The sequence below is a fragment of the Nocardiopsis sp. B62 genome, from assembly GCF_018070675.1.
In the GTDB taxonomy this organism is placed as follows: Bacteria; Actinomycetota; Actinomycetes; order Streptosporangiales; family Streptosporangiaceae; genus Nocardiopsis; species Nocardiopsis prasina.
The window spans coordinates 245,224-270,424 of the sequence record NZ_JAGPXK010000006.1; the positions used below are offsets into that span (position 1 = coordinate 245,224).

Annotated in this window: 16 protein-coding genes; 13 read left to right on the plus strand and 3 right to left on the minus strand. The window is 71.6% G+C overall.

Annotation, left to right across the window (positions count from 1 at the left end; all coding sequences use genetic code 11):
* Positions 1 to 16 precede the first annotated feature (16 nt).
* The 5 genes from acnA to KBX21_RS09825 all read left to right on the plus strand — a co-directional run bounded on the left by acnA (position 17) and on the right by KBX21_RS09825 (position 10,851).
* Positions 17 to 2,779, plus strand: coding sequence for an aconitate hydratase AcnA (gene acnA / locus KBX21_RS09805; protein WP_199776444.1), 2,763 nt, complete (start codon positions 17 to 19; stop codon positions 2,777 to 2,779).
* A 152-nt stretch (positions 2,780 to 2,931) separates the two neighbouring features.
* Positions 2,932 to 4,950, plus strand: coding sequence for a hypothetical protein (locus KBX21_RS09810; protein ID WP_247665472.1), 2,019 nt, complete (start codon positions 2,932 to 2,934; stop codon positions 4,948 to 4,950).
* Positions 4,943 to 6,238 carry a hypothetical protein gene (locus KBX21_RS09815; RefSeq protein WP_210841693.1) on the plus strand — a complete coding sequence of 432 codons (1,296 nt, stop codon included), beginning with the start codon at positions 4,943 to 4,945 and terminating at the stop codon, positions 6,236 to 6,238. Before KBX21_RS09810 ends, KBX21_RS09815 begins: the two co-directional genes overlap by 8 nt.
* Before the next feature lie 125 nt (positions 6,239 to 6,363).
* Complete coding sequence (locus KBX21_RS09820) at positions 6,364 to 8,652, plus strand: serine/threonine-protein kinase (RefSeq protein ID WP_053107231.1); 2,289 nt, start codon at positions 6,364 to 6,366, stop codon at positions 8,650 to 8,652.
* A gap of 63 nt (positions 8,653 to 8,715) precedes the next feature.
* Positions 8,716 to 10,851 (plus strand): serine/threonine-protein kinase, encoded by a 2,136-nt coding sequence (locus KBX21_RS09825; protein WP_210841694.1) that lies wholly within the window; start codon positions 8,716 to 8,718, stop codon positions 10,849 to 10,851.
* A gap of 72 nt (positions 10,852 to 10,923) precedes the next feature.
* Here the strand turns inward: KBX21_RS09825 and KBX21_RS09830 are convergent, their stop codons facing one another.
* Positions 10,924 to 11,523, minus strand: a complete 600-nt coding sequence (locus tag KBX21_RS09830; RefSeq protein WP_210841695.1) for a uridine kinase — start codon at positions 11,521 to 11,523, stop codon at positions 10,924 to 10,926.
* A gap of 127 nt (positions 11,524 to 11,650) precedes the next feature.
* Here KBX21_RS09830 and KBX21_RS09835 point away from each other — a divergent pair, with 127 nt between their 5' ends.
* The 8 genes from KBX21_RS09835 to KBX21_RS09870 all read left to right on the plus strand — a co-directional run bounded on the left by KBX21_RS09835 (position 11,651) and on the right by KBX21_RS09870 (position 22,703).
* Positions 11,651 to 12,826, plus strand: coding sequence for an ROK family transcriptional regulator (locus KBX21_RS09835; RefSeq protein ID WP_049566184.1), 1,176 nt, complete (start codon positions 11,651 to 11,653; stop codon positions 12,824 to 12,826).
* A 247-nt stretch (positions 12,827 to 13,073) separates the two neighbouring features.
* Positions 13,074 to 14,222: a sugar ABC transporter substrate-binding protein gene (locus tag KBX21_RS09840; RefSeq protein ID WP_210841696.1), complete on the plus strand. Its 1,149-nt coding sequence runs from the start codon at positions 13,074 to 13,076 to the stop codon at positions 14,220 to 14,222.
* 118 nt (positions 14,223 to 14,340) lie between these two features.
* Entirely contained in the window at positions 14,341 to 15,141 is an 801-nt protein-coding gene (locus tag KBX21_RS09845) for an ATP-binding cassette domain-containing protein (protein WP_049566190.1), read from the plus strand.
* A complete protein-coding gene (locus KBX21_RS09850) occupies positions 15,138 to 16,415 on the plus strand; it encodes a sugar ABC transporter permease (RefSeq protein ID WP_049566193.1) in 1,278 nt (425 codons plus the stop codon). Before KBX21_RS09845 ends, KBX21_RS09850 begins: the two co-directional genes overlap by 4 nt.
* A gap of 555 nt (positions 16,416 to 16,970) precedes the next feature.
* Positions 16,971 to 18,233, plus strand: coding sequence for a styrene monooxygenase/indole monooxygenase family protein (locus tag KBX21_RS09855; RefSeq protein ID WP_210841697.1), 1,263 nt, complete (start codon positions 16,971 to 16,973; stop codon positions 18,231 to 18,233).
* A gap of 39 nt (positions 18,234 to 18,272) precedes the next feature.
* On the plus strand, positions 18,273 to 19,043 hold the full coding sequence (locus KBX21_RS09860; RefSeq protein ID WP_049566199.1) for a sulfite exporter TauE/SafE family protein: 771 nt from the start codon (positions 18,273 to 18,275) through the stop codon (positions 19,041 to 19,043).
* 285 nt (positions 19,044 to 19,328) lie between these two features.
* Entirely contained in the window at positions 19,329 to 21,257 is a 1,929-nt protein-coding gene (gene dxs, locus KBX21_RS09865; RefSeq protein WP_049566331.1) for a 1-deoxy-D-xylulose-5-phosphate synthase, read from the plus strand.
* A gap of 54 nt (positions 21,258 to 21,311) precedes the next feature.
* The gene (locus KBX21_RS09870; RefSeq protein ID WP_210841698.1) at positions 21,312 to 22,703 is read left to right on the plus strand and encodes an FAD-dependent oxidoreductase; all 1,392 of its coding nucleotides are present in this window, start codon (positions 21,312 to 21,314) and stop codon (positions 22,701 to 22,703) included.
* A gap of 1 nt (position 22,704) precedes the next feature.
* Here KBX21_RS09870 and KBX21_RS09875 read toward each other — a convergent pair whose 3' ends face one another.
* Both KBX21_RS09875 and KBX21_RS09880 read right to left on the minus strand, forming a co-directional pair.
* Positions 22,705 to 23,550 (minus strand): neutral zinc metallopeptidase, encoded by an 846-nt coding sequence (locus KBX21_RS09875; protein WP_210841699.1) that lies wholly within the window; start codon positions 23,548 to 23,550, stop codon positions 22,705 to 22,707.
* An 876-nt stretch (positions 23,551 to 24,426) separates the two neighbouring features.
* Positions 24,427 to 25,200, minus strand: a complete 774-nt coding sequence (locus KBX21_RS09880) for a TetR/AcrR family transcriptional regulator (protein ID WP_049566209.1) — start codon at positions 25,198 to 25,200, stop codon at positions 24,427 to 24,429.
* Position 25,201 lies beyond the last annotated feature (1 nt).

Here is a 25,201-nt window from a genome sequence, read left to right on the forward strand (position 1 = left end):
CACCCCATGGGGCAGGATGCTGGGGACAAAGTGGCGAGATCAGGAGGCAGACACCGTGTCCGCGAACAGCTTCGGCGCCCGTGACACGTTGCGCGTTGGCGACGAGTCGTATGAGATCTTCCGGTTGGACGCCGTCAAGGGCTACAACCGACTTCCCTACAGCCTGAAGGTGCTGCTGGAGAACCTCCTCCGCACCGAGGACGGCGCGAACGTCACCGCCGAGCACATCACGGCCCTCGGCAACTGGGACGCCAAGGCCCAGCCCAGCCAGGAGATCCAGTTCACCCCCGCGCGGGTGATCATGCAGGACTTCACCGGCGTCCCGTGCGTCGTCGACCTCGCCACCATGCGCGAGGCCGTCCGCGACATGGGCGGCGACCCGGACAAGATCAACCCGCTCGCCCCCGCCGAGCTGGTGATCGACCACTCCGTCGTCGTCGACCTCTTCGGTCGCCCCGACGCCTTCGAGCGCAACGTCGAGATCGAGTACGAGCGCAACTACGAGCGCTACAAGTTCCTGCGCTGGGGCCAGACCGCCTTCGACGAGTTCAAGGTCGTCCCGCCCGGCACCGGCATCGTGCACCAGGCCAACATCGAGCACCTCGCGCGCGTCACCATGGACCGCAAGGGCCAGGCCTACCCCGACACCTGCGTCGGCACCGACTCGCACACCACCATGCAGAACGGCCTGGGCATCCTGGGCTGGGGCGTCGGTGGCATCGAGGCCGAGGCCGCCATGCTCGGCCAGCCGATCTCCATGCTCATCCCGCGCGTGGTCGGCTTCAAGCTCACCGGTGAGCTCAAGCCCGGCACCACCGCCACGGACCTCGTGCTCACCATCACCGAGAAGCTGCGCGACCACGGCGTCGTCGGCAAGTTCGTCGAGTTCTACGGCGAGGGCGTCGGTTCCGTCCCGCTGGCCAACCGCGCCACCATCGGCAACATGAGCCCGGAGTTCGGTTCCACCGCCGCGATCTTCCCGGTCGACGACGAGACCATCCGGTACATGCGCCTGACCGGACGCTCCGAGCAGCAGGTCGCCCTGACCGAGTCCTACGCCAAGGCCAACGGCTTCTGGCACGACCCGGCCAACGAGCCCGAGTTCTCCGAGTACCTGGAGCTCGACCTCGCCGAGGTCGTCCCCTCCATCGCCGGTCCCAAGCGTCCCCAGGACCGCATCGCCCTGTCGGCGGCCAAGCAGACCTGGCGCCACGACATCAGCGACTACGTCTCCGACCAGGCCGACGAGGCGGGTGCGGAGTCCTTCCCGGCCTCCGACTCCCCGGCCCAGCCGGCCAACGGCGCGCGTCCGCACAAGGCCGTCCAGGTCACCATGGCGGACGGCACGGAGACCGAGATCGACCACGGCGCCGTCGTGATCGCCGCGATCACCTCGTGCACCAACACCTCGAACCCCTCGGTCATGCTGGGCGCCGCCCTGCTGGCCAAGAAGGCGGTCGAGAAGGGTCTGTCCCGCAAGCCGTGGGTCAAGACCTCCATGGCCCCGGGCTCCAAGGTCGTCACGGACTACTACGAGCGCTCCGGCCTGACCCCGTACCTGGACAAGCTGGGCTTCAACCTGGTCGGCTACGGCTGCACCACCTGCATCGGCAACTCGGGCCCGCTGCCCGAGGAGATCTCGCAGGCGGTCCAGGACAACGACCTCGCCGTCTCGGCGGTCCTGTCCGGCAACCGCAACTTCGAGGGCCGGATCAACCCGGACGTGAAGATGAACTACCTGGCCTCGCCGCCGCTGGTGGTCGCCTACGCGCTGGTCGGGTCGATGGACGTCGACATCACCACCGAGCCCCTGGGCACCGGCAAGGACGGCCAGCCCGTCTACCTGGCCGACATCTGGCCGACCGCCGAGGAGATCCAGGAGGTCATGGACTCCGCGATCGCCTCGGACATGTACGCCAGCGCGTACTCGGACGTGTTCGCCGGTGACGACCGCTGGCGCGAGCTGCCCACGCCCACCGGCAACACCTTCGAGTGGGAGAGCGATTCGACCTACGTCCGCAAGCCCCCGTACTTCGAGGGCATGGGCCACACCCCGGCGCCGGTCACCGACATCTCCGGTGCCCGGGTCCTGGCCAAGCTGGGCGACTCGGTCACCACCGACCACATCTCCCCGGCCGGTGCCATCAAGCCCGGCACCCCGGCGGCCGAGTACCTCAAGGCCAACGGCGTGGAGCGTCGCGACTTCAACTCCTACGGTTCCCGTCGCGGCAACCACGAGGTGATGATCCGCGGCACGTTCGCCAACATCCGCCTGCGCAACCAGATCGCGCCGGGCACCGAGGGCGGCTACACCCGCGACTTCACCAAGGCCGACGCGCCGGTGGTGTTCATCTACGACGCCGCGCAGAACTACGCCGAGCAGGAGACCCCGCTGGTGGTCCTGGGCGGCAAGGAGTACGGCTCGGGTTCCTCGCGTGACTGGGCGGCCAAGGGCACCAGCCTGCTGGGCGTCCGCGCGGTCATCACCGAGTCCTACGAGCGCATCCACCGCTCCAACCTCATCGGTATGGGCGTCCTGCCGCTCCAGTTCCCGGAGGGCCAGTCCGCGGACTCCCTCGGCCTGACCGGGGAGGAGACCTTCTCCGTCACCGGCGTGACCGAGCTGAACGAGGGCCGTGTCCCCACCACGGTGAAGGTCACCACCGACACCGGCGTCGAGTTCGACGCCGTGGTGCGGATCGACACCCCGGGTGAGGCGGACTACTACCGCAACGGCGGCATCCTCCAGTTCGTGCTGCGCCAGCTGATCGCCAAGTAGCGAGAGGCGTTCCGAGACCGCCGCCCGCGCCCACAGGCGCGATCGCGGTGCTTCGAGGGCCGTCACCGTCCGACCGACGGTGGCGGCCCTTCTCGTGTTGGGGCCCCTCGCGCGTTCTGGCCTGACCGAAAAGTCCGGATATGCTCTTGTGTATGCCCTCGCCCCCCGGACCAGGTCTCCTCCCATGGCGCACGGACCTGCTCCGACGCACCCTGGTGTCGTGCGCCGCGTCGCTCCTGGCGGTGCTCGCCACGGCGCCCGCGGCCCTGGCACAACCCTCACCCGAGGCGGTCGAGGCCCACGAGGACACCCGGACCCCGGCCGAGTACTACGCGGACGAGCTCGCCGAGCGCCCCGAGGGCGCGGCCGTGGTCGTGGACGACTCCCTCGCGGGCCAGGGTGACGTGGCGGAGCTGGAACGGGAGCTGCACGCGCTCTTCTCCACCCTCGACGTCCCCTACCACGTGATCGCCAGCCCCTTCCCCGGGCCGGGGCCGGACTGGGAAGCGGGTTCGATCCTGACTCCGGTGGTGGACCGGCTCGGGCGCGACGGCCTGTACGTGCACCTGCGGCCGGACACCTACGGGCAGGAGATCCAGGTGCGCGGCCTCGACCTCCCCGTGGAGGAGAGCGTGCGCTCCCTGGGCGACGACCCCCGACTGGAGTACGACTCCGATGTCGACGAGGTGGCCGCCGTCATCGTCGAACGCCTCCGCGGCGAGGCCTCCGCGCCCGCGCACGGCCACGAGGAGAAGACCGAACCGGGCGCGCTGGCGGTCCTCTGGACGGAGTTCCTCGACGACGTCGACCCCACCCGCTCGGTCGGCGCCGAGAACCTCGGCACCCTCTCCGGGCTCTCCTCCGGGTTCCTCCTCGGGACGGGCGTGATCTGGGTGTGGTGGCGCTCCGTGCGCGGCCGTCGACGGCGCCACGAAGTACCCCTGGTGACCGTCGTCACCCTGGTCCTGGCCGGTGCCGCCGTCGCCGGTCCCCACGCCTACATGATGAGCGTGCCCGAGGGAGGAGTGGAGACCGCCTGGGAGACCCCGGACGTCCGGTCCGCCCCGCCCTACGTCGCCAACACCGAGCGGGTCGAACGCCTGGTCTCCGAGACCGAGTCCGCGCCGCTGTACGTCGCGCCCCTGGTCACGATGGACCGCTCCGGTCTGTCCGCGACCGCCGAGCGGCTGGAGGACACCGAGATCCCGGTCCGCGCCCTGGTGATGTCCATGAGCCCGTCCGACGAGTCGGAGGGCGACCCCGAGGTGCTGGCGTACTCCCTGGCCGCGCTCACCGAGGGACCGTCCGTGTACCTGGTCGCCACCACCGGCTTCGAGGGCCGGGTCGAACTCGCGGCCGGATCCTCGGGTCTGGGCATCGACCCCTACGACCTGAGCTCGGCCGTCCGGGACGTGGCCGCCGACTCCCCGGCCGAGGCGCTCGAGGCCGCGCTGCCCGCCCTCACCGCGCTTCCCACTGACCCCGGCCAGCCCGACACCGAACCCCGCTTCGCGTACTTCCACGCCGAGGATCCCGGGCCGAGGTCCGCGCGGTTCCTCGGTGACGGCTTCCTGCCCTGTCTCCTGGTGGTCGGCCCGGTGCTCTCCGGGATCGTCTTCGGTGCGCTGCTCCTCCTGGTGGTCGCCCTGCGCGGCGTGCGCGGGGGTACGGTCGGCGGCCGGACGCGCATGAGGGCACGCGCGCTGCGCCGACTCGCGTTCTCGGAGACCCGGGCCATGGTCCGGGAGCTGGAGGCGGCCGGGGACGGCGAGGTTCCCGCGTCGGCCATGCGCGACGCCGATGCCGCCCTGGTCGTGCTCCGGCGCCCCACGGACGCCCTCGACCTCCTCGGGGTCACGGTCCTGGCCCGGCGCGCCCGGGCGGCCATCTCCGGGGACCCCGGGGTCGCACGGCGGCCGGTCTGCTCGGCCAACCCCCTGCACGGCCGGGCGGACCGCAACGGGAGGGTCGTGGTCGTCCCGGGGCGCCGCCCGCTGTGCGACGCCTGCCTGGACCTCCAGAACGGCGCCCGCGCCGCACGCGTGCTGGAACTGCGGATCGGCGGGGCCTGGGTCCCGCACCTGAGCCTGGACCGCGTCTGGGTGCACACCAACTACGGATCGACGCAGCGCGCACTCGTCGACGGGATTCTGGAGGAGAGCGATGCGTAGGTTCGAGGTCCCTTCCGTCCTGGGTGCGGCCCTGGCCCTCACCCTCTTGGCGGCGGCTCCCGCCGCCGCCTCACCGGCCGACACCATGCCGGAGAACGCCTCCGAGACGATCACCTCCTCTCTGGCCGAGTCGCCGGTCCACGTCGACCCCGCCTACTCCAGCGCCCTGCCCGAGGAGGTCCGCCAGGAGACCGTCGAACTCATCGAGGGCTCCGACCTGCCCCTGTACGTGATCGCGGTGCCCATGGTCGAGGGTGACACCTGGGACGGCGACCCCGAGAACCTGGCCGTCCTGGTCCACGACCGTATGGGCGGGGGCCGGGCCCACATCCTGGTGTTCGCCAACGACCGCATGCACGGGCGGGACTTCGGGAGCGGAACGGACCTTCCCGCCCACTACGGCGCCCTCACCTCCTCCTACGCCACGGGGTTCAGCGGCAACCTCGGTGAGCTGGTCGAGGTCTCGGTGGAGACGGCCCTGTCCGAGGACCCCGAAGCCGCCTACACCGCCGCAAGCGAGGCCTATGACGAACAACGGGAGGACGCCGCCGGCCCGATGTCCGGTCTCTGGCGGGGCGGAGGCGCGGGAGCGCCCGGCTGGCTGTGGCCGTCCGTCGCCGCCCTGGCGCTTCTCCTGGCCGTCGGCGCGGTCTGGCGCTCCCGCCGTGCCCGGGTGCCCTCGCTCCCGACCCTGGCCGTCACCCAGCACGCCGGGTTCGACAACGCCGACCGCGCCGCCCTGGACAGGCTGGTGGAGCGGGGCGCCACGGATCTCGTCGAACTGGGGGAGCGGTTGGGCCAGCTGCGTTCGCGCTCCCAGAGCGAGGAGGCCACCCGGCTCCTTCAGCACGCCCTGGACGCCCGCTCCGCCGCCGCCAAGGTCCACGACCGCATGCTCGCCACCGAACCCACGCTGCCCGACGCGGCCGGGGTCCTCGTCCTGCTCGACATGGCGGAGGACGCCATCCTGCGCAGCCGGTCCCGGTCCCGTAAGCCCCGGTCGCACTGCTATGCCAACCCGCTGCACGGCACCACCACCAGGCAGACGGAGTGGCGCGAGTTCGGCGGCACCCGCAGCGTCCGCGTCCCGCTGTGCGCGGAGTGCGCCAGGGCCGTCCGGGAGCGGCGCCGTCCCCGGGTGCTCCCCGACCACCACCGGCGGAGTGAGGTGCCCTACTACGAGGTACCGGCCGAGGAGAGCGTCTGGGCGGCCACGGGTTACGGGGCCCTGCGGGACGACCTGGTCGATCGCGTCCTGCGCGGTGACCACAGGGGCACCCGCAGGTAACGGCGGGGCATCGGATGCCCCGGGGACGGAACCGAGTCCGTGTACGCGGGGTCAGTTCACTGTGGCACCCTGACATGGCGCCCCGCTCGGGGCCGGACAACGACCTATGAGAGACGGGGCGGGCTGTGGACGACCCTCAGGGCCAGGGCATGCGAGTGGAGGAGGCCGGTGGCTTCCGACTGCTGCGCTCCCTGGGGCGGGGCGGTTTCGGCGAGGTGTTCCTCGGCGAGGCGCGGGACGGCACCCGTGCCGCGGTGAAGCTTCTGCACGCGAGCTGGTCCGGGGACGCGGACATGCGGCGCCGCTTCGCAGCCGAGGTGGAGCAGGCCCAGCGGGTGAGCGGCTTCTGCGTCGCCACGATCCTGGCCGCGGATCCCGACGCCGCCCAGCCGTGGATCGCCACCGAGTACATCGACGGCCCCACTCTCCAGGCCTCGGTCGAAACGGACGGCCCTCGCACGGGAGTGGAGCTCCAGCGCCTGGCCATCGGAACCGCGACGGCCTTGGCCGCCATCCACGCGGCGGGCGTGGTCCACCGGGACCTGAAGCCGGACAACATCATGCTCGCCCCGGACGGCCCGAGGGTGATCGACTTCGGGATCGCCCGCGCCGTCGAGTCGACCTCCGTGACGGCCAGCGGGGTGGTCGGCACCATCGGCTACATGGCCCCCGAACAGCTGGAGGGTGCCCGGCTGACCGCTGCCGTGGACGTCTTCGCCTGGGCCTCGGTCATGGTGTTCGCCGCCACCGGACGGGAGGCCTTCCCCGGCCCCACCCAGGCCGCGCGCATCGCCCGCATCCTCGGTGGACAGCCCGATCTCGAAGGACTGGACGGCGCGTTCGCCGAGACCATCCGCGTCTGCCTGGACAAGGAACCCTCGGCCCGGCCCGACGCCGAGACCCTCATGCGGTGGCTCATCTCCGCCCCGGCCGGGAACGGTCCGGCCCGCGCCGCCGGGCCCGGCGGCGACCCCGCGCCCACCACGGTCGCCCCCGGTGCCGACGGACCGGACGCCCGGACCCGGATCGGCATCGACCACACCAGGGTCGCCGGTCAGTCGCCCGGTGGTGCGAACCCCCTCAACCCCACCAGGGTGGCCGGGGACGCCAAGGCCGCCCCCACCCGTACCTACACGCGGATGGCGCCGTCCGACGCGCGGGAGGGCGCCGCACACGCCCAGCAGTCCGGCCCCTACCCCTCGCCCCCCAACGGGGCGTACACCCCGCAGGGGGGAGGCCGGTACTCCGCGGCCACGTCGGGCCCCTACCCTCCGCCCCCCAGCGGGTTCCACACCTCGAACACCGGGCACTCGGGGGCCACACCGCCGTACCACTTCGTCAGCGTCCGGTTCCACGAACCCGGCGGCCTGGCCGAGGCCATGCAGCAGAACTGGGGCGCCGCGGTCCAGGTCTTCAGCGACCCCGTCGAGCGCGCCGCCCTGGGCGCCTGGCTCATGGACGACCTCGAAGACACCATCGTCGACCGTTCCCTGTTCCGGCGCGAGGTCCGGGACGCCAACCTCGCCGTCGCCTCCTTCGTCGCGCAGACCCGCCCCGACCTGCCGCCGGTCTTTCGTGGGCGGGGCGTGTCCCTGGCCGAGCTCCGGGCTCTCTTCGCCGACCCCGGCCCCCTCCTGACCGGAGCCCCGCTCAGCAACGAGATGGTCCTGTTGGCCCGCCCCGAACTCCTGCGCGTCCTCAGCGCCCACCAGGGCCCCGAGAGCGCCGAGTACCAGCGGCTGGCCGAACACCTGGACCGCGCCGAGCGCGCCGGAACCCTCCTGCACGAACAGCTCTCCCAGCGGCTCGTGGGGTGGCGGTCGAGCCAGCCCAACGTCAATCCGGCGCTGGTGCTGGCCTTCCTCCTGAACCCGCAGCTGATGGTCCCGCCCGACGACACCGGCGACACCGGGGTCGCCGAGTGGGTGGACATCCTGTGGCAGCGCGTTTCCAACTCCGGGACGCCCGAGAACTCCGGGTACGCGGCGGCGGTCTACGGCTCGCTGGGCACCCTCCAGGCCCTGGCCAGGCAGCGCCGCTACTGGGAGACCCGCTACTCCGAGGTGTCCACCACCCACGAGGAACTCGTGAACAAGGTGGAGCTCCAGAACCGGACCGGACGGATCATCCGCTGGTGCCGGTTCTCCCTCATCGGACTGCCCCTCGGACTCGTCCTCTCCGTGACCCCCGTGTGGGACGTGTTCGCCGACCTCCTGATGTGGGTCGCGATGCTCGGGCTGGTCGGCATGGTCGGCGCCTTCGCGACCCGGCTGGTGATGTGCGGCACCGCCGACCGCCAACGGCAGCGGCTCCTGGACCTGCACAACTCCAACCACCAGCTGCCCCAGCTGACCACGGGTGTCGAGCGTATCCGCGCGGACCTGGCCCAGGCGCGCGCGATCACCTCCAGCTGAGCCCGCCGGCGGGCACGGGCCCCGCCGCTCGGGCGACACGACAAGAGAAGGAAGGACGCGCTCGTGGACGAGACCACGGACTTGACGCCCGCCCCCCGCGCGGTCGGTCCGTACACCCTGACGCGATCGCTGGGCAGAGGCGGCTTCGGGGAGGTGTTCCTCGGCGAGGCCGGGGACGGCACCCGAGCGGCCGTCAAGCTCCTGCACGCCAACTGGTCCGGCGACGCGGACATGCGACGACGCTTCGCAGCCGAGGTGGAGCAGGCCCGCCGGGTGAGCGGGTTCTGCATCGCGGAGATCCTGGCCGCGGACCCCGACGCCGCCCAGCCGTGGATCGCCACGGAGTTCATCGACGGCCCCACGCTCCACCGGGCCGTGACCGTTGAGGGACCGCGCACCGGAGCCGAGCTCCAGCGCCTGGCCATCGCCACGGCCACCGCGCTCGCGGCCATCCACGCGGCCGGCGTGGTGCACCGGGACCTGAAGCCGGACAACATCATGCTCGCCCCGGACGGCCCGAGGGTGATCGACTTCGGGATCGCCCGCGCCGTGGAGTCCACCTCCGTGACCGCGAGCGGCATCGTCGGGACGGTCGGGTACATGGCCCCCGAACAGCTGGAGGGCATGCGCCTCACCGCGGCCGTGGACGTCTTCTCCTGGGCCTCGGTGCTGGTGTTCGCCGCCACCGGCAGGGACGCCTTCCACGGCCCCACCCAGGCCGCGCGCATCGCCAGGGTGCTCTCCGGGGAACCCGACACCGGCGACCTGTCCGGGCCCCTGCTGGGCACGATCCTGGCCTGTCTGGACAAGAACCCGAAGCGGCGACCCGACGCTCCCGCCCTGCTCCACCACCTGGTCGCGGGTACGGTTCCCGCCCCCGACGCCCAGGCCGCGGACCCGCCGTCATCTCCTCATGGGGAAGGTGGGGGCGGCGCGGGACCGGCCCCGACCGCCGATCCCCCTCCCCACCACGCGGCCGCGCCTCCCTCCGGGCGGCCCGCCTACCTCACACCGCCGCCCTCGCTGGTGCGCTCGCAGAACTCCTACGGGCCTCCCGCGCCCGACCCCGAAACCGGGGAGGAGGCCCCGCCCTACCGGTTCGCCGGGGTGCGCTTCACCCGCATCGAGCCCCTGGCGGCCGCCATGCAGGAGCACTGGTCGGAGGCGGTGACGATCCTCGGAGACCCGGCGGAGCGGGCCATGCTCGGGTCCTGGGTCATGAACGACATCAACGACACCAAGGTGGACCGCTCACTGTTCCGGCGCGAGGTCCGGGACGCGAACCTGGCCGTGGCCTCCTTCGTCGCCCAGGCCTGCCCGGACCTGCCACCGCTCTTCCGGGGGCACGAGCTCACCCTCGCAGGGCTGCGCGAGCTCTTCCACGATCCGCGCCCGCTGATCACCGGCGGTCACGAGGCCAACGAACTCATGCTGCTGGCCCGGCCGCAGCTGCTACGGCAGATGTCGGAGCACCGGCACGAGGACGGCCCGGAGCTGCGCCGACTGGCCGAGGACGTCGAGGAGGCCGAGCGGACCGGGATGGCCTTCCATCGGGAACTGGCGCAGAACCTCAACGGCTGGCGCGGGTTCGAGGGTCGCATGGACCCGGCGCTGGCGCTCACCTTCCTGCTCAACCCCGACCTCATGGTGCCCCCGGACCCGGGGGACATGCCCGGCGCGGCCAACTGGACGAGCGCGCTCTGGTCGCGCGTCGAGCTGGCCTCGGGCGCCCAGCGCGCGGGGTACGCGGCGGCGGTCTACGGCTCGTTGTCGGCCGTGGTGACCCTGATCCGCCAGCGCGGGGTCTGGGCCACGCAGCGGGAGTCGCTGCGCCGGGAACACCACTCGTTGGCCGCTGAGGCCACCGAGGCGGGGCAGATCTCCAGGATCAGGTCCATGTTCGTGGCCGCCGCCGTGATCTTCCTCTTCCTGTCCCTCATTCTGGGAGTGGCCCTGAACGGGTCGGGGCTGGGGATGCTGTTCTTCCTGTCGTCGCTCGCTGCGGGGGGAGTCGCGCTGATCATGGTGTTCAGGGAGAACGGGAGCCTCGGGGGAAGGGTCGCGCGGGAGGCCCGTGACCTGCGTCTGCGTAACATCCCGCTCCAGGGACAGGCGCTGGCGGCGGGCCTGCGGAGCATGGACGCCGACATCCGCCGCGCCCGCGAGCTCTGCTCGCGACCGCCCCGCAAGGCCTACTGAGGCGGACCGGATCGGCCGCCACGGGGCCCGTGGCGGCCCCGTCCGCACCCCGGATCCGCGTCGGTGTCCGGCTCAGTCGTTGTCGATCAGCAGGTCGGCGCGCTCCCTGGGCGGATCGACGGCGTACAGGGCGTCCTCCTGGCGGGCCCACGAGGCACGGTGCGGGGAGTACAGCTCCGCGTCCTCCCGGCCGTCGAGCCTGCGGGCCCGGGTACGCGGATCGGCCTCGACCCACACCAGCAGATCGGTCAGGTCACGCACGGGGGAGGCACCCGAACCGCACCCCTCCACGACCAGGGTGCCCCCGCGTTCGACGAGGTCGGAGGGGAGGCCGACCCACTCCGCGCCGAACGCACCGTGCTCCCAGTCGTACCGGTGCCAGGCGGGCGCGCGCCCCTCGGCCAGTGGCAGCAGCACCCACTCCCCGAGCAGCGCCGCCGCCTCGGCCAGGCCCTCCCAGCCGGGGTAGAGGTCCTCCATCGTCAACAGGGCCACCTCCTCTCCCCGGTCCGCCAGGGAAAGGCACACCCGGGCGGCCACGGTGCTCTTGCCCGACCCCGAACGCCCCTCCACCGCCACGACCCGCACGCGCGGGCCCCTGCGGGCGGCGCCCAGAACCGCCCCGGCCACGTGCTCCGCCCATCCGGGACGGTCGGTGCTCACCCTCGCCATGACACCGAACCTAGGGCACGCGCACCCCGGCCCCGCCCCGACGGTGACTCCGAGGTCCGCCTCCCCGTTCAATGCTTGTAACATTCGACCGAACAAGGCCAGAGCGAGCGGACTGAAGGGGTACGTGGTGACCGAGACCGGCACGACCCCCGGATCCCAGTCCGCGCTGCGGGAGGCCAACGAGCGCCGCGTCGTGGACGTGCTGCGCCGGGACGGCACCCGCACGCAGGCCGAACTCGCCCGCGCCACGGGGCTGTCGGCGGCCAGCGTCTCCAACATCGTCCGCGGCCTGCGCGCGGCCGGGACCGTGTCGGTGCGGGACGCCTCCTCCAACGGGCGCAGGGCCCGGGCGGTCACACTGTTGCGTCCCCCGGGCACGGTCGTCGCCGTGGAGTTCGAAACCGACCGTGTACGCGTGGCGGTGGGCGACAGTGAGGGCAACCTGCTGGCACGCGAGTCCATCGCCTACGAAGTGGCCGCAGACGCCGAGCGGGCCGTCCGCCGGGCCGCCTGGCTGACAGAGACCACCCTGTTGGGCGCCCGGATCGACCTGGGCACCGTGGCCTCCGTGGTGGCCTCCGTGCCGGGGCCGATCGCCCCCGACACCGGTGAGGTCGGCGCCATCTCGTGCCTGGCCCGGTGGGCGGGCTTTCGCCCCGCCCAGGCGCTGGGAGAGCGGCTCGGCCTGCCCGTGCGGGCCGAGAACGACGCCAACCTCGCCGTGGTGGCCGAACGCGAACTGGGCGCCGCGCAGGGCGCCCACCACGTCATCCAACTGGTCCTCGGCGAGGGCGTGGGGGCGGGCATCGTCATGTCCGGCCAGCTGTTCCGGGGCGCGGGCGGCACCGCGGGGGAGATCGGGCACATCGGTCTGGACCCGCGCGGGCAGGTGTGCCGCTGCGGCAACCGGGGCTGCCTGGAGACCTTCGTGGGCACGGGGTACCTGCTGAACATGCTGCCCCGGACCTATGACCTCGCTCCCGGCACGGACCGGACCCGCCTGCGGGAGGTGGTCGCCTCCGCGCTGGGGGAGGACCCCGGCAGCCGCCGGATCATCGCGGAGGCCGGAAGCGCCCTGGGGCAGGGGGTGGCGATCATGGCCAACCTGTTCAACCCGGACCGCGTGGTGGTCGGCGGCGATCTGGCCGGTGCGGGTGACCTCCTGCTGGACCCCATGCGCCGGGCGATGGAGCTGGGGACCCTGGGCGGTGCCCTGGCCCAGCTTGAACTGGAGACCACCGCTCTGGGCGAGGACGCGGCGATCCGCGGCGCGCTGCTCACGGCCGCTCACAGCCTGCGCTGATCCCCGGGGCCCGTTCGTTCCCCTGTGAAGGTCTTTCACACGCGTGGGCCGCACGCCCCGCAGGGCGCCCGCCTCGTACACAAGCGTCCTGGCCTGCACCTTTTTTGATTTCAGCTCATGAACTCAAGACTCGTAATGTTTCGGTTATGTGTTCAACAGTTGACGGCAAGGTGGACGCGGGGTTCTACTTCACACCATCGATCGCGCATTCTCATCCGCGCTGGTTCCGCAAGAGAGGCCCCCCGCGTTGACCACAAGACGCTCCCCACTCCGTCGCCCCACCGCCACCCTGGGCGTCGCCGCCGCCGGTGCGGCCCTGGCCCTGTTCGCCACCGCCTGCGGTTCGCTCACCACGGACGACTCCGCCGGTGAGACCCAGACCCACAGCATCGAGGAGGGCTTCCACGTCGGTCTGCTGCTCCCCGAGCTCCAGACGGCCCGCTACGAGGCCTTCGACAAGCCCTACTTCGAGGAGGCGCTGGAGAACCTCTGCCCCAACTGCGAGCTCTCCTACGCCAACGCCGACCAGGACGTCGACGAACAGCAGACCCAGGCCCAGGCGATGCTCACCGCCGGTGTCGACGTCCTCGTCCTCGGTGCCGTCGACTCCGAGGCGGCCGCCGGAACCGTGAACGAGGCGCGCGGCCAGGGGGTGCCGGTCGTGGCCTACGACCGACTCGCCCAGGGCGGCGTCGACATGTACGTCTCCTTCGACAACTTCCGGGTCGGCCAGGTTCAGGCCGAGGCGCTGGTCGGCGCCCTCGAGGAGGAGGGGACCGCCGGAGACGGCCAGATCGTCATGATCAACGGCTCGCCCACCGACCCCAACGCGGGCGACTTCAAGGCTGGCGCCCACGAGATCTTCGAGGGCCAGGTCGAGATCGGGCAGGAGTTCGACACCCCCGACTGGTCGCCGGACGAGGCCAACAGCCAGATGGAGGGTGCCATCACCTCCCTCGGCCTGGACGAGATCGTCGGTGTCTACTCGGCCAACGACGGCATGGCGGCGGGCATCATCTCCGCCCTGCGCAGTGCGGGCGTCTCCGTGGAGGACCTGCCCCCCGTCACCGGTCAGGACGCCGAGCTGCACGGCATCCAGCGGATCGTCTCCGGTGAGCAGTACATGACCGTCTACAAGGCCATCCGCCCCGAGGCCGAGATCGCCGCCGCCATGGCCGTCTCCCTGGCCACCGGCGACGACCTCGAATCCGGCGAGCACACCGTCACCGAGGTCGAGGACGCCGACGGCGTGATGGTCGACTCGATCCTGCTCGACCCCGTCGCGGTCACCGTCGACGACATCGCCGACACGGTCGTCTCCGACGGCTTCTACACCATCGAGCAGATCTGCACCGACGACTACGCCGACTTCGACTTCTGCAAGGAAGCCCTCTAGCCAGGCCCCACGTCCGGGCCGCCCCATCGTCCGAGGCGGCCCGGACGCGACGCCCCGCGAGGCCGGGCCGCGCGCGGAGCAACCGGCCCCCTTCGGGGCGAGAGAGAGAAACAGGCACATGAGTACACCCGTCCTGGAACTGTCCGGGATCTCCAAGACCTTCGGGGCCGTCAAGGCCCTCTCCGAGGTCGACTTCCAGGTCGACCCCGGGGAGGTGGTCGCCCTGCTCGGGGACAACGGCGCGGGCAAGTCGACCCTCGTCAAGGTCATCGCCGGGGCCCACCCGGCCGACAGCGGCGGAACCATCCACTGGGACGGCACGCCGGTCACCATCGGGGCGCCCGCCGACGCCCAACGCCTCGGAATCGCCACCATCTACCAGGACCTCGCGCTGTGCGACAACCTGGACATCGTCGGCAACCTCTTCCTTGGCAACGAGCGGCTCCACTTCCCCGGCACCCTCGACGAGGTCGAGATGGAACGGCGGGCCGTGGAGCTCCTCGACTCCCTGTCGGTGAGCATCCCCGACCTGCGCGTGCCCGTCGCCGCCCTCTCCGGCGGTCAGCGGCAGATCATCGCCATCGCCCGGTCCCTCCTGGGCCAGCCCCGCGTGGTCATGCTCGACGAACCCACCGCCGCGCTGGGCGTGGCCCAGACCGCGCAGGTCCTCGACCTCATCGAGCGACTGCGCGATCAAGGCCTGGGCGTGGTCCTGATCAGCCACAACATGGCCGACGTCCGCGCCGTCGCCGACCGGGCCGTCGTGCTCCGCCTCGGCCGCAACGCGGGCGACTTCCCCATCGCCTCGACCAGTTACGAGGAGATCGTGGCCGCCATCACCGGCGCCTCGGACAACCCGGTGACCCGTCGATCCACCCGTACCGGCTCATCGGCCACGGCCACGAAGGACAAGGAATGAGCCAGCAGACACACGTCTCCCAGGGCGACGACACCTCCGTTCCGGCGAGCGGTCCCCGGCGCGACCCACGCCTGCTGGCCACCGTCGCCTCGCCCGGCGGATGGCTCCGGGCCCTGCGCCGCAATCTCCGGGGCGGAGAGCTGGGCGCGGCCCCGGTCATCGTCGGTCTCCTGCTGATCGCCGTCGTCTTCCAGTCGATGAACGACCGGTTCCTGTCCCCGCAGAACCTGTCCAACCTCACCGTGCAGATCGCCGCGATCGGCCTCATGACCACCGGCGTCATCATGGTCCTGCTGCTCGGTGAGATCGACCTGTCCATCGGTTCGGTCGCCGGACTGTCCGCCGGGGTGCTGGCGGTCCTCGCGGTCCGGCACGGGTGGTCCGAGTGGGCGGCCATCGGCGCGGCCGTGGGCGTGGGCCTCCTGGTGGGCCTGCTCCACGGGTTCGTCTTCGCGAAGATGGGCGTACCGGCCTTCGTGGTCACGCTCGCGGGCCTGCTCGGCTGGCAGGGCGTGCACCTGTACCTGATGGGCGGCGACGGGAGCATCAACACCAGCTCCAGCGGTCCCATCGCGATGCTCACCCAGACCTACTTCGTCCCGGTCGTGGGCTGGTTCCTGGTCCTGGTGGCCCTGGCTCTCTACCTGGTGTCCGTGCTGGTCGTGGAGGGCAGGCGCCGTTCGGCGGGGCTGCCCTACAAGCCGGTGACCGAGGTGCTGTTCCGGACCCTCCTGCTGGCCCTGCCGCTGGCGGGCGGCGTGTGGGTGCTCAACCAGTACAAGGGCGTGCCGCTGGCCTTCCTCATCTTCGTGGGCTTCGTGGTGGTGCTGGATCTGGTGTTGCGCAAGACCCGCTACGGACGCATGGTCTACGCGGTGGGAGGCAGTTCGGAGGCGGCGCGCCGGGCCGGTATCAACGTGGACCTGATCCGGATCTCCGTCTTCGGGATCGCCTCCACCCTGGCGGCCCTCGGCGGTGTCATGCTGGTGTCCCGCAACTTCGCGGCCAGCGTCTCCACGGGCGGTGGCGCCGAACTGATGATGGCCATCGCGGCGGCGGTTATCGGCGGCACCAGCCTGTTCGGCGGGCGCGGCAACGCCTACTCGGCCCTGCTCGGCGGCCTGGTGCTGGGCGCCATCACCTCGGGCCTGCTGCTGCTCCAGATGGACACCTCGGTGCGCTTCATGATCACGGCGGCCGTCCTGCTGATCGCGGTCGTTCTCGACGCGCTCTCGCGTCGGGGACGCAAGACCCACGCCAGGGGCGGTGCCTAGCCAGCCCCCACACGTTCCCCTCCCGGAGCGGCGGACCCGGGTCCGCCGAAAGGCCCGGGCCGGTTCCCACTCCCACCGGTCCGGGCCCGCCGCGTGTGCGTGCGCGGGCGGAACAGCGTCATCACGCCACCGTTCTGGCCCGAAGGCCCGCCGCGTGCGCGTGCGCGTGCACGGGCGTGTGAGGTGTGTCGCTTTGTCGGCCTCGTGCGCGAGGGTGCGTTGTGCGTGGGTTGACCGGCCACGCCGCCGCGGAGCGGGGGAGCGCTCCACGATCCCGAATTCTCCCCTGACCGTCCGGAGGCATCCGGGCTGACCTGCCCGGACACGGTCACGCTCCCGGGGCTTCGGCGCTGGGGCCCGCAGGGCCGCCGTGACGCAGGGCACTCCCATGCCCGGAGACCTTGGTCCCGGGGCCCGTGGGGCCGAAGGTCCCGAGGTCAGGGGCGGAATCGGAGCCCTCAAAAGCACTGTTAGGTTCGCCGCGTCCCTCGACCCAGCACCCGTGCGCCCGGCGTCCGCCCCCTTCGCCGAGCACGGGGTCCAGCCAGGAGAACCATGCGCAAGATCCTCGTCGTCGGTGCCGGACAGTCCGGGCTCCAGCTCGCCCTCGGACTGCTCGCGGAGGACTACGACGTCACCCTCGTCGACCCCCGGGAACCCGAGGAGGTCCGGGCGGGACGGGTGATGTCCGCCCAGTGCCTCTTCGGACCGGCTCTGCGCCGCGAACGCCGCCACGGCCTGGACTTCTGGGGAGACCGGGCACCCGACATCACCGGGGTCGGCGTACGCGTGGCCGCGGACGGCGGAACCGCGCCCGAGGTTGACTGGGTGGGGCACCTGGACGAGCCCGCGCGTTCGGTGGACCAACGCCTGAAGCTGGCGGTGTGGGCGGAGCTGTTCGCCCAGGGCGGCGGCCGCGTGCTCCGCCACCGGGTCACCCCCGACGACCTGGTGTCCCTGAGGGCGGACCACGACCTGGTCGTCATCGCGGCCGGTCGCGGCGAACTCGCCGGGCTCTTCCCCCGCGACGAACGCCGCTCACCCTTCACCGCACCCCAGCGCGTGCTGTCCCTGGCCTACGTCACCGGTGCCGACCCGCACCCCCACGGTCCCGTCATGGGCCGCACGGCCGTTCCCGGCGCGGGCGAACTCCTCACCCTGCCCACCCTCTCCGTGAGCGGCGTATGCCAGTCCCTGATGGTGGAGGCCGTGCCCGGCGGGCCGCTCGACCACCCCCTGCCGCGCGGTGCCACCAGCGAGGAGGTGCTCGACGCCCTGCTGGGGGTCCTGCGTCGCCACGCCCCCTGGGAACACGAGCGTTTCACGCACGCCCGACTGGCCGACCCCCTCGCCGCCCTCCACGGCGCCCACACCCCGGTCGTGCGCGAGCCGGTCGCCCTGCTGACCGACGGCACCCCGGTCCTGGGCATGGCCGACTCCGTGGTCAACAACGACCCCGTCACGGCGCAGGGAGCCAACATGGCCTCCCTGAGCGCCGACGTGTACCGCCGCGCCATCGTCGACCACGGGACGCGACCCTTCGACGAACGCTTCATGCGCGCTGCCTTCGCCGCCTACTGGCGCCACGCACGGCAGGTCACCGCGTGGAGCAGGGTGATGCTCACCGGACCGCACCACGTGTGGGAGCTGTACCGCCTGGCGGACCGGCACCAGCCCACCGCCGACCGGTTCGCCAACGCCTTCGGTGACCCCGCAGGGCTCATCGACTGGTTCCTGCACCCGGAGCGGGCGACTGCCTACGTGGACGACGTGCGACGGAGCGCGTCCGCGACGTCATCCCATGTCCCTATCTCCTAATCCCGATCGGGCTGAGGGGGATATAACGTCGTCCCCCTCATGTTCGCTGATCTCCTCACACCCACCGCCCACGCCCTGTTCGGGCAGATCGACGCCTGGGTCTTCCTGCTGGTGGCGGCCACCGCCGTCCTGGCCGGAGCGGCCATCCAGAGCATGGTCGGACTCGGCCTCGGGCTGGTCGCCGCCCCGGTGATCTCCTTCCTCGACCCCACGCTCATGCCCGGCTCGCTCCTGATCGCCGTGATCATCCTGCCGATGTTCACCCTCGTCCAGGAGTGGCGCCACGTGGACTGGCGCGGCCTCGCCTGGGGGCTGCCCGCCCGATTGCCCGGCACCGTCCTGGCGGTGTGGGTGGTGGCGGTCCTCGAACCCCGCGCCCTCGCCGCGGTGGTCGGCGTCATGGTGCTCGTGGCCGTCGCCCTGACCGTGCGGTCCTTCCGGGTGCGCATCACCCCGGTCTCCCTGGTCGCGGCGGGCACCCTCTCCGGGTTCGCGGGCACCGCCACCTCAGTGGGCGGACCACCCATGGCCCTGCTCTACCAGCACGAACCACCCGAGCGGGTGCGGGCCACCCTGGCCGCGTTCTTCCTGCTCGGCGGTGCCCTCTCCCTGCTCTCCCTCGGGATCGGCGGGCAGTTGGACGCTCGCACCGCCGCCGCGGGGATCGCCGCCGTTCCCTGTGTGGGCCTCGGATTCCTCGTCGGCAACGGGGTCCGTCGTTGGGTCGATCCGGGACGCATGCGGACGGCCCTGCTGTGTGTGGTGACCGTCTCCGCGATCGGCCTCCTCACACAGGCCGCGCTCGGCTAGCCTCGGCAACTCGGGTGTTCTGCGGTAAAGCCGCTCCCAAGAGGGAGTAATCTACGCCGAAACCTCCGTGGCGGGAGTCGTCCCGGCGGAGTCCGCCGGAATCGGTCACGCCCTTATGTCGGGGGTACCGTCAAAACCGTAGCCTCTGGGGCGACGCCGGGTGTGACCCGGGGGCGAAGGCCCATAAACTCGGGTATACCTGCCGGTAGCCAAGCTCGGCCCACGTCAGGGGCCGGAGCGGGCATACGTAACGTGGACACGCTGGACGAGGGGACTGACGAGACAGTGACACTGTTCGAGTCGATACACAATCCGGAAGCGCTCAAGAAGCTCCCGGCCGACCAGCTCCCTGCGCTGGCCCGGGAGATCAGGGACTTCCTGGTCGACTCCTGCTCCCAGACCGGGGGACACCTCGGTCCCAGCCTCGGCGTCGTCGAGCTGAGCATCGCGCTGCACCGGGTCTTCGACTCACCGAAGGACCCCATTCTCTTCGACACGGGGCACCAGGCCTACGCGCACAAGGTCCTCACCGGGCGCCACGACTTCAGCGATCTGAAGTCCGAGGGCGGCCTGTCCGGCTACCCCTCCCGCGCCGAGTCCGAGCACGACTTCATCGAGAACTCCCACGCCTCCACATCGCTGTCCTATGCCGACGGCATGGCCAGGGCCAACGAGGTACAGGGCCGCACCGACCGGACCGTGGTCGCCGTCATCGGAGACGGCGCCCTCACCGGAGGCATGGCCTGGGAGGCCCTCAACAACATCGCCGAGCGCAAGAACCGGCGCCTGGTCATCGTCGTCAACGACAACGGCCGCTCCTACTCGCCCACGATGGGCGGCCTGGCCGACCACCTCTCCTCGCTGCGCATGGCCCCCGGCTACGAGCAGGCCCTGGACCTGGCCAAGAACACCCTCAACCGCACCCCGGTGGTCGGGCAGCCCCTCTACGAGGCCCTGCACGGCCTCAAGAAGGGCCTCAAGGACACCATCCAGCCGCAGATGATGTTCGAGGACCTCGGCCTGAAGTACCTCGGTCCCATCGACGGACACGACGAGCCCGCCGTGGAGAAGGCCCTGCGCCGGGCCCGCGACTTCGGCGGACCGGTGATCGTCCACGTCATCACCCAGAAGGGCAAGGGCTACGCCCCGGCCGAGAACCACGACGAGGACCAGTTCCACGCCCCCGGCCCGTTCGACATCGACACCGGTGCGGCCAAGCCCGGCCCCAAGGTCGAGAAGTGGACGTCGGTCTTCGCCGAGACCATGGTGGAACTGGCCGGGGAGCGTGAGGACATCGTCGGCATCACCGCCGCGATGCTCCACCCCACAGGCCTCAACAAGTTCGCCGACGCCTACCCGGACCGCGTCTTCGACGTCGGCATCGCCGAACAGCACGCCACCACCGCCGCCACCGGCATGGCGATGAACGGCCTGCACCCGGTGGTCGCGGTCTACGCGACCTTCCTCAACCGCTGTTTCGACCAGGTGCTGATGGACGCCGCCCTGCACCGCCAGGGCGTCACCTTCTGCCTGGACCGCGCGGGCGTCACCGGCAACGACGGCGCCAGCCACAACGGCGTGTGGGACATGTCCATCCTCCAGGTCGTCCCCGGGCTCCGCCTGGCCGCACCGCGTGACGCCGTCCGGCTGCGCACCCTGCTGCGCGAGGCCGTGGCCGTCGAGGACGCCCCCACCGTCGTGCGCTACCCCAAGGGTGCGGTGGCCGAGGAGCTCACCGAGATCGGCAAGGTCGGCAGCATGGACCTTCTGCGCCGCGCCACCGACGGCGGTCACGGCAAGGACCTCCTCATCGTCGGGGTGGGCACCATGGCGCAGGTCGCCTGTGAGGTGGCCGACCGCATGGCCGACCAGGGCATCGGCGTCACGGTCATCGACCCCCGCTGGGTCAAGCCGCTGGACGAGGCGCTGGTGGCCGAGGCCGCCGAGCACTCCGTGGTGGCGGTCGTCGAGGACAACGGCCGCACCGGTGCCGTCGGCGACGCCGTGGCCCGCCTGCTGCGCGACCACGACGTGGACGTGCCCGTGCGGACCTTCGGCATCGAGCAGGAGTTCCTCGACCACGCCAAGCGCGACCGCATCCTCCAGCAGCAGGGGCTGACCCCGCAGGAACTGTCCCGCAAGCTCACGGAAACCGTCTCCCGCCACACCGAGCTGGGCGGAACCCGGCCCGAACTGGCTGACGAGAAGGCCTGACCCACACCCTCCTGGCAGCACTGGATCTGACACCGGTGCTGCCAGAATGGGTTCATGACCGACCAGCCCAGCGCCCAGGACGAGACTCCGCTCAGGGTGGCCGTGATCGGCTCCGGCCCGGCCGGTGTCTACGCCGCGGACGCCCTCACCCGCCAGCGCCGGGTACCGGTCCGGGTCGACATCGTGGACCGGCTGCCCACCCCCTACGGCCTCGTCCGCTACGGGGTGGCCCCCGACCACACCAAGATCAAGGGCGTGGCGCGGACGCTGCGCAGGGTCCTGGAGCACCCGCACGTGCGGTTCGTCGGCGGGATCGAGTTCGGCACCGACCTCACGCGCGCCGACCTGTCGCGCTCCCACCACGCCGTCGTCTACGCCACCGGGGCCAGTGTGGACCGCCGCATGGGCGTGCCAGGTGAGGACCTGCCCGGCAGTGTCGCCGCCACCGACTTCGTCAACTGGTACTGCGGTCACCCCGACAACCAGTGGGAGGACTTCGGCCTCGACACCGAGGAGGTCGCGGTGGTCGGCGCGGGCAACGTCGCCCTCGACGTGGTGCGCGTCCTGGCCAAGACCGCCGACGAGCTCCGGCACACCGACATCCCCCAGGCCGTCCTGGAGGTGCTCGCCGCCAGCCGGGTCCGTACGATCCACCTCCTGGCCCGCAGGGGCCCGCTCCAGGCCAAGTTCACCGCGCCCGAACTCCGTGACCTGATGGAGCTTCCCGGTGTGGACGTCGTGGTGCGCCCCGAACAGGTGGACATCGACCTCACCGAGATCGGCACCCGGAGCCCCGAGCTGCGTGAGGTCTCCCGGGCGGCACGCACCAACCTCAGGCTTCTGCGGGAACTGGCCGAGCGTGTCCCGGAGGGGCGTGCGCGCCGCGTCGAACTGCGCTTTTGGACGCGGCCCGAGGAGATCCTGGGTACGGACCGGGTGAACGGCCTACGCGTCGGGCACACCCGGCTCGACCCGGAGGGTCGCCTTGAGGGAACCGGTGAGCACGAGGTCCTGGACGTCGGCATGGTGCTGCGCTCGGTCGGGTACGCGGGTGTGCCCCTCGAAGGCGTGCCCTTCGATCCCGGTGCCAGGACGGTGCCGAACGAGGCGGGCCGGGTGCTGGACGCCCGGGGCGGGCCGGTGCCCGGCGACTACGTGGCGGGGTGGATCAAACGCGGCGCCACCGGGGTGATCGGCACGAACAAGTCGGATGCCGCGGGGACCGTCCGCGCACTTTTGGAGGACGCCCCGCTGCTCCGCGAGTCCGTTCCCGACCCTGTCGCCCTGGAGCGGGTCCTGGACGACCGGGGGCTGCGGCACAGCGACTACGAGGGCTGGCTGCGCATCGACACCGCCGAGGCCGACCACGCGGCAGACCTGGAGCGGGGGGAACGCGTGAAGTTCAGGGACTGGGACGCCTACCGGAGGATCCTGGGGCAGGACTGAGTCAGGTGACGTCCCCGGCGGAGGCGTCGTAGGTGTTGCAGCCGCCCACCGTCGGGCTGGTGTAGCCCGACTCCAGCCAGTACGCGCGGTTGGCCGCGCTGCCGTGGGTGTCCAGGTCGCCACCACCGTTGAAGTGCAGGTTGACCACGTCCAGGGCGTCGCCCTCGGGGTCGGTCAGGCCGCGCAGCCCCACCCCGGCCATGCACTCGGCCTGGAGTTCCGTGCGGCGCAGGGTGTCCAGTTCGTCGGCCTCGCTGCCCGCGCTGCGACGCAGGTCGTGGGAGATGCTGAGGATGCCGGTCGCGTACTGCACGTGGTGCGCGTACTCGTGGCCCATCAGCGCGAGCCACACGTCCGCCTGGTGGGTGTCGGGGATCTGCTCGCCGACCTGGCGCACGTTCGGCAGGACCACGGTGATCAGGCCCCGGTCGCTCTCGTAGTAGGCCAGGGTGAAGGAGTCCTCGCTGTCCGTCTCCAGGGACTCGTCGGTGACGGTGATCTCGGGCAGTTCGGGGTCCAGCCCGAGCTCGCCCATGACCGGCGCCCACAGTTCGTTCAGGCAGGTCCCGGCCTCGTTGGCGAACGCCTCCCAGGAGTCGTCCGAGTCGGTCCGCAGTTCCGGCAGGCCGCAGTCGACGGGTTCGGGCATGGGCACGTCGTAGAGCGGGTGGTCGACGATGTCGACCTGACCCGGGTTCGGCTGGGCGTGCAGGGTGCTGTCGTAGAACGACGTCAGGTCGGTGCCACCGGTGGACACCTCCTCCTGCGGGGTGTTCACCGCGATGACCACGCTGGCGACGAGCGAGACCAGGGCGACCGAGGCCGCCGAGAACGCACCCACCACCACCGCCCGGCCCCTGTCGCGCGGAGGCCGTGGCGGCACCCCCCACTGCGCAGGGCCCTGGTGCCACTGCGGCTGCGGGAAGTGCCCGGGATGCTGGTGGGGAGGCGCCCCTGGCGGCACGTTGCCGGGGAACTGCGCCGGGCGGGGCTGTCCCTGCCACCCGGGAGCCTGGTGCGTCGGCTGGGGCCACCACTGGTGTTGCGGAACCCGCGGCCCGTGCGGGGCCGACTGCCCCGGGGCGGCCTGTGGTCCCGGCGGCGCCCACGGCGCCTGCGGGGCGTGTGGCGGCTGGGGCCCGTACGTCGGGTTGTTCGGGTGCGCTTGGCGACCGGAGCGCGGCGGCTGTCCCTGGGGGGTTCCGGGCGCCTGGTGACCGGGGGCCACGGGCGGTCCCGGCGCCGGCCCGGGCCGCTGGTCCTGTGGCGCCTGGATGGGTCTCAGGGGCCCTTGGGTGACCTGTGGAGCGTGCGGCAGGCGGGATTCCTGGGAGGCGTCGCCCGGTGCTGTCTGGGGGCCCTGAGGCGGCTGCGGTGTCTGTGGGGCGAGCCTGGGTTCCTGGTGTCCCAGTGAATTGGGGGGCACCTGAGGAGTCTGTGGGGTGTGCGGCGTGCCCGAGGGGCCCGGAGCGTTGGGCGGCCGGGTCCTGGGCGGGGGAGGGGCGTCGTGGCCGACCCCGTCCGGTCGTTCGGGCGGTCGCTGGTGGGCGCCGGTCCGGTCCGGGTGGGGAGGGTTCTCCCCGGGCTGGTCAGCTCCGGTTCGGTTCTCCACGGGATCGTCCTCGTCTTCGCGCCTACACGGGAGCGGCGTGCCGGATTCGTACCAACGAATCCGGCAATATCCGCAGACCTCCAGTATGGGGCTTGAACGGGTGGGTCCCGGTCAGGTGCCCCCCGCCTGCTGGGGCGGGGAATAGCGAACCCCGAGGTCCTTCGCCATGTTCTGAAGCTCGGACTCGAAGAATGGTTCCATGTCCCGCACGACGAAACTCAGATGTTGGAACACTTCCATGCAGACCACCCCATAGAGGCGCACCCAGCAAGCGGTGAGTACCATGACGGCACCCTCGGAGATATCGGGTGAGGTGACCCCGACGGATTCGGCGAAGGAACGCAGTTCCGGGCGGAGCGCGTTCGGGATCTCCTCGTCGGCTGGCAGCGGGAAACGTTCCTCCGAGACCAGTCGGTCGAAGAGGGTGAAGAACGTGGAACCGAAACGACGGCCCGCCTCCAGGGCGCGGGAGATGTCGGCCTCGGGGTCCAGGCGGGTCCTCGGCCCGAACATCACCGAGAACTCCGCCTGATGGGTGATGGCCCAGTTCCGGAAGGCGCGCAGTGAGACGAGGATGCGGCCGTCGGTGTCCTCCACGGGCATGCTCGCGTCGGCGGCGGAGACCACGTCGGCCAGCTCCTCGTACATCTCAGCTGTGATCAGCACGAGCAGCGCGTCGATCCCCGGCACGTAGCGGTACAGGCCGGGCGCGGTCATGCCCATCTCACGGGCGATCGCGCGCAGGGACACCCCGACGACCCCGAACTCCACGAGGTGTCTGCGGGCGATCTCCTTGATCTCGGCGAGTGTGGCTTCGCGCACACGTTCGCGGCGGCTGAGGGTGCCCCCGGCCCGATGCTCGCTTGTGACCGGCGGTTTCGTCATG